Source organism: Streptococcus sp. GMD1S, assembly GCF_000296875.1.
Taxonomy (GTDB): Bacteria; Bacillota; Bacilli; order Lactobacillales; family Streptococcaceae; genus Streptococcus.
Genome location: NZ_AJQY01000060.1, coordinates 1 through 5,222, shown reverse-complemented (window position 1 = coordinate 5,222; position 5,222 = coordinate 1). Strand labels below are relative to the sequence as shown.

Here is a 5,222-nt window from a genome sequence, read left to right as displayed (position 1 = left end):
TCAACCTTGGTTGAAAAGATGGATGAAATGGGGATTCTCGGCAATATGCCAGAGGACAACCAGTTGAGTTTGTTTGATGATTTGTTTTAAAAAATTGCTTATTTTGATCAAGTGGACAAAAAATGTCCACTTGATTTGTTATAATTCTCTTAAAAATAAAAGAAAAGAGAGTATAATATGGTGAATCAAGAAATTTTAAATTCTAATGTGTCAATTGAAGAGGAAATTTATAATTTTGAAAAAGGCTTGAAAGATGATGGGAGTGATTGGACCGGATTTCCACAAATAGACTTAAAAGAAGATTCTCAATGTATTTACATTTGCGGTATTTCAGAGACTGACAGATGGCATTTGTTTTATACGTTAACTAAAATAAAACCTGCTACTCCAATAGCATCACTTGCATATTATCGAGTGAGAGATAATTTGATTTTTTCTAAACATAGTCAATGGATAAAAATGCAAATGGAGTATACAGAGTATGATTTGATTTTTCTGGATGGAGTTCAATTCTTGGGAGAGGCTGATCAAAGGGTACAGGAATACTGGATGCAGCAATTCAAAGAGAATAAGAAAAGAAGCAAACTCTTCATTGTATATTCAGACTGCTTACCCGAAGACTTAAAAAATATGGCTGAATCCGTAGTTGAGTTCTTCGAATCTGGCATAGTGGTACAGTTGAAATCATCTAAGGGCTAGTTTATTTTGCTTTAATCGTTTTGAATATAAAGTGCTAGTTAGACTATAGAAGTGATAAAAATGTACTGGAAATAATATTGTTTGAATAATATGTAGAAGGAAATTGCAAATGAATGATCAAGAGAGATTACTAACAATCTTTTTACGCTTACAGTTTGGGACTCCGTTAGGAAAAAAGCAATTAGCCCAGGAATTTGAGGTTAGTGAAAAGACGATACAGAGAGATTTTTCGCTCCTTCGTGATATTTTATCCAGTCATCCCGATTTTAATGGAGACCTGCTTTATAGTCGTAAAACGAATAAGTATAGCCTATCAAGTAAGTCAGTTTTTAATAAAAAGGATATACTTGTTATTTCAAAGATTTTATTGGAAAATCGAGCATTGAATCGGCCAGAAATTGATAGCTTACTAAAAAATTTACTGATTTTAATTCCTCGTGATGACCAGAAAGAAATTGAGCAAATCATTGGTAGTGAAAAGCTTAATTATGCTCCCTTAACGGATCAGCAAGATAGAATAGAGAAAATTTGGAATTTATCGGAGTCTATTCTACATGAACAGGTCTTAGACATTATCTATCAAAAACCTTATTCGGAGTCTTCTAAGAAGCAGACGGTTTTGCCTGTATCTCTTTACTATGATAGTCATTATTTTTATCTGGTTGTTTATCAGTTAAAACACGCTACTTATATTACTTTAAGAGTAGACCGTATCCAATCATGGTCTCTTAGTGGTATAGAGAAACCCTCTATTTCTTATCGAGATAAATTTAGAGATGGTGATATTCGTAACGAGAGAGTTGATGCTTTTATCGGGAAGAAAATCAGTATTGAGATTGGGTATTTGTATGATCCTACTATTGTGATGGATCAATTTCCAAATGCAAAAATAGTTGGGAAAAATGGTTCCTGGACTCATTTTAAGTTTAAAAGTCAGTATACACCGGGTCTTAAACGCTGGTTACTGGGACAAGGGGAAGCAGTTACTGTTTTGTCTCCTCGGATTTTAGTAGAGGATATGAAGCGAACGGTTCAAGAAATGATAGATAAATATAAATGAGGATAAAATGACTATTCAATTTACTTCTAAAAAGGTTGGAGAACTATTGAAAAAAGGGAATTTGCGGATTCCTTCTTATCAAAGACCATATAAATGGAACAGAAAACATATCCGTAATCTTTTTTATGATTTACGAGATGCTATGGGGAAAAAGGAATATCAGATTGGTTCCGTTATCCTGCATAAGAATGATGGACACTTAGATATTGTCGATGGACAGCAACGGCTAATTTCAATTTCTTTGTTTCTTCATTCGTTAGATGACTTAGAGAATTATAAGGGTGCTAATCAACTGTTGAGTGCTGAAGAATTTGGAGAGCTATCTTGCTATCATGCGAGTGAAAATTATAATGAGTGGAAAAATTTAACTCAATTAGTTGGCGAAAATGAGGCAAAAGACATTTGCAACTTTTTATTAGAGAATTGTGCTGTCTCTGTGATTACTATGCCCCAAGAACGATTATCAGAGGCCTTTCAGCTATTTGATTCTCAGAATAATCGTGGAAAATCTTTAGAACCTCATGATTTGCTCAAGGCCTATCATCTTCGCAAGCAAGATTCCGAAGATGAAAGAATTGTTGAAAAGTGGGAGCAATTTGTAGAGGATAAAGAGTTAAGTCTCAAAGAGTTGTTTGATAAACATCTTTTTCGTATGAGACGTTGGTCGCGAGGAGAGACAGGATTAACAAACAAGCGTTATGGCTCTTATCTCCGTTTTACAGAGGATTTTATTGACGACTTTAAAGGCGTTGATTTGAATCAGAACTTTCCATACCTAGAATTGTATCGTCATATTGAAAAACTCCCTATGTCAATTACTATGCCAATAATTGATGGAAGTAAATTTTTTGAGTATATTGAATCTTCTCATGAAACTATTAAAGTTCATAAAAATTTTTTAAATAAAAAGTTTGGAGTCTCTAATGAGTTAGAGGAAGAAGAACAAAATTTAGCTTACCCAGAAGGTATGTTAAACATTTACAATAGCTCAAAGGGTCGCTATCTCAAGTGTCACAATATATTCCTAAATATTTGCTCGCTTTTCGCAGATAGATTTGGAAAAGAGGAGCTATCAAAGGAGATAGTAGAGACCTTGTTTATTTGGTCTTACTACCCTCGAGTTAAATCTAAAGCCATATATGATGCGACGGTTGGGAACTATGCTGCTGGTGGAAGGTTTAGACAAAAAGAGGTTCAAAAGCTATTTCAACTTTTATCTCATGCCGTCACTCCGAATGATTTCATGATAAAGATAGATAGAGAGTTATTTGAAAATTATACTGTGGACAAGATTATAGAAGAGGAAAAAGATAAATGGTAGAAACGCATATAAGCTTATCTGTTAATCGTCTGTTAAATGAAGATACCTATGCTATTCCTCTTTATCAGAGAAATTTTGCCTGGACTTATGATGAAATTGAGCAGTTATTGAACGACGTAGCAGATGCTTTTCAAGAAAATAGAGACAATTACTATATTGGAACATTAGTCGTTAATAAAGAGAATGACATTTTCAAAATCATAGATGGGCAACAACGGACAACAGCCCTTAATTTGATTGCCTTAGCTTTGAAGCATGAGTTTGGTTTTGATCTATTGAAAGCTGTCAATCTTACCTTTCCAGCTAGGAAGAAATCAAATGAGAATATTCAAAAACTATTTACTAAGGAAAAAATCTCTGAGGACGATGAAAATGAATTAACTAGAGGTTACGGACATGCTAAAGACGCATTGAAAAAAGTGCTAGAGGAGCGTCACCTTAATCCTCAGTCTTTCGTTGATTATCTTTTTGATAAAGTTATTATTTTTCGGAGTATACTTTCTGAAGATTTAGACTTAAATCTTTATTTCGAACGTTTCAACTCTCGTGGAGAACAACTAGAGGCTCATGAGATCCTTAAGGCGCAAATGATGGCCAAGTTTGGTGCAGATCAAGAAATGGCACAAAAATTTGCAAGAATTTGGGATGCCTGTGCGGAATTTGATAAGCCGGTATCAAGTCAATTTAAGATGCGACGGAAGAGAGCAGATGATTTTCAAGAACGCGAACGTATTTTTGGATGGCATTTTACAAATTACTCATTTCATAATATTTATGATGATATTGATTTTTATCAAAATGAAAGAAGAAAGTTATCAGATATATTAGGAAAAAAGATAAATGAAAAAAATATAGAAGTAGAAAAAGATTTTGGTGATTATACCCAAGTTATCGATTTTCCAACCTTCCTACTCCATGTATTGGCAATTTGGGAAGGTAAGGATACCAATGAGGTTCAGTTAGACGACAAGAAACTTTTAGCCCTATTTGATATAAAAAATAAAAATAAGACTTGGATTATTGAATTCAGTGAATTTCTTCTTAAAATAAAACATATTTTTGATAATTACATCGTTAGAAATTCAAATATGGATTCTTCAAGCAGAAATAAGGATGAATGGTTTTTGCAGAAGGGAACTTATTATGAATATCAACCTAATGGAAAAGCGAAAGAGCATTACATAGTTGAAGAACGCTTTACTAAGAATACATTTTCAGATTCGGAAATTAACAAAAACATTATCCTCCTTCAATCTATGTTTGCTGTGACCTTTACTGCTAATCGTGATAGTCGTTGGTTATATGAGATTTTTCAATTTCTCTTCAGACATATTGAAGAACTAAATGATCAAGAATTTGGTGCTCATTTTAAAGAATTTCTTGAAAAAATGGCAGTGACGTATGCAGAAGAAAGACTGTTTACTGAGGATAGAAGAATTAAGAAATATGGTGCAATTCCTGTTTATGCTTTTAACTTTGTAGATTATGTTTTATGGAAAAATCGTGAAGAATTAAAGAAAGCATACGATGTTAAGTTTGAAGATTTCAAATTTACATATCGTCGTTCTATAGAGCATTGGTTTCCACAACATCCAAATAGTGATGAAAGAGTTGAAAAAATTGATGATAAATTTTTGCACTCCTTTGGGAATCTCTGTATCATTACAGATAGTCAAAATTCGAAGTTTGGAAATTTAGTTCCAAGTGCAAAATATAAACAGTGGGAAGGAATTTTCAATCGCCAGAGTTTAAAATTACAGATGATGGCAGATGTAACGGTAAAGAATGATAAATGGGGTATTTGTGAGATTCAATTTATGGAAAAAGAAGTGGAAAGATATGTACACGACTTTTGTGATAGTTAAATAAAAACAAGCTTTAATGAGCTTGTTTTTTAAAATGCTAATATATGTGATATACTAGTAATGGGGGACATTTGATGAAACTAAGAATTTTTGCGGAAGATAAACCTGCTGAAAAGATTTTTGACTATCAGCTAGAGCTGGCAGATGAAACAATTATTCTATCGACAGCGCTCTTGTCTGGTGCCATTGCTTTAGCAGGATTATTTTCTGCTTTGAAGGAAAAATAACAAAAGAAAAGGAAGAATAGAATGGTTTTACCAAATTTTAAAGAAAATCT

General features: G+C 33.1%; 5 protein-coding genes. All 5 read left to right on the top strand.

Features of this window, described 5'->3' with window-relative positions; genetic code table 11:
- The first annotated feature begins 177 nt into the window (after nucleotides 1–177).
- Nucleotides 178–699, top strand: a complete 522-nt coding sequence (locus GMD1S_RS06515; protein WP_000247995.1) for a DnaA ATPase domain-containing protein — start codon at nucleotides 178–180, stop codon at nucleotides 697–699.
- Between the two features lie 109 nt (nucleotides 700–808).
- Nucleotides 809–1,759 (top strand): helix-turn-helix transcriptional regulator, encoded by a 951-nt coding sequence (locus tag GMD1S_RS06510; protein ID WP_000999609.1) that lies wholly within the window; start codon nucleotides 809–811, stop codon nucleotides 1,757–1,759.
- A 7-nt stretch (nucleotides 1,760–1,766) separates the two neighbouring features.
- A complete protein-coding gene (locus GMD1S_RS06505; protein ID WP_000155167.1) occupies nucleotides 1,767–3,080 on the top strand; it encodes a DUF262 domain-containing protein in 1,314 nt (437 codons plus the stop codon).
- Nucleotides 3,074–4,945: a GmrSD restriction endonuclease domain-containing protein gene (locus GMD1S_RS06500; RefSeq protein WP_000230428.1), complete on the top strand. Its 1,872-nt coding sequence runs from the start codon at nucleotides 3,074–3,076 to the stop codon at nucleotides 4,943–4,945. Before GMD1S_RS06505 ends, GMD1S_RS06500 begins: the two co-directional genes overlap by 7 nt.
- A gap of 74 nt (nucleotides 4,946–5,019) precedes the next feature.
- Nucleotides 5,020–5,172, top strand: coding sequence for a hypothetical protein (locus tag GMD1S_RS06495; protein ID WP_000776613.1), 153 nt, complete (start codon nucleotides 5,020–5,022; stop codon nucleotides 5,170–5,172).
- Nucleotides 5,173–5,222 lie beyond the last annotated feature (50 nt).

What these genes read in the sequence shown, in the direction of transcription:
- GMD1S_RS06515 (WP_000247995.1), top strand. Translation starts at nt 178, where the DNA reads ATGGTGAATCAAGAAATTTTAAATTCTAATGTGTCAATTGAAGAGGAA.
- GMD1S_RS06505 (WP_000155167.1), top strand. Translation starts at nt 1,767, where the DNA reads ATGACTATTCAATTTACTTCTAAAAAGGTTGGAGAACTATTGAAAAAA.
- GMD1S_RS06510 (WP_000999609.1), top strand. Translation starts at nt 809, where the DNA reads ATGAATGATCAAGAGAGATTACTAACAATCTTTTTACGCTTACAGTTT.
- GMD1S_RS06500 (WP_000230428.1), top strand. Translation starts at nt 3,074, where the DNA reads ATGGTAGAAACGCATATAAGCTTATCTGTTAATCGTCTGTTAAATGAA.
- GMD1S_RS06495 (WP_000776613.1), top strand. Translation starts at nt 5,020, where the DNA reads ATGAAACTAAGAATTTTTGCGGAAGATAAACCTGCTGAAAAGATTTTT.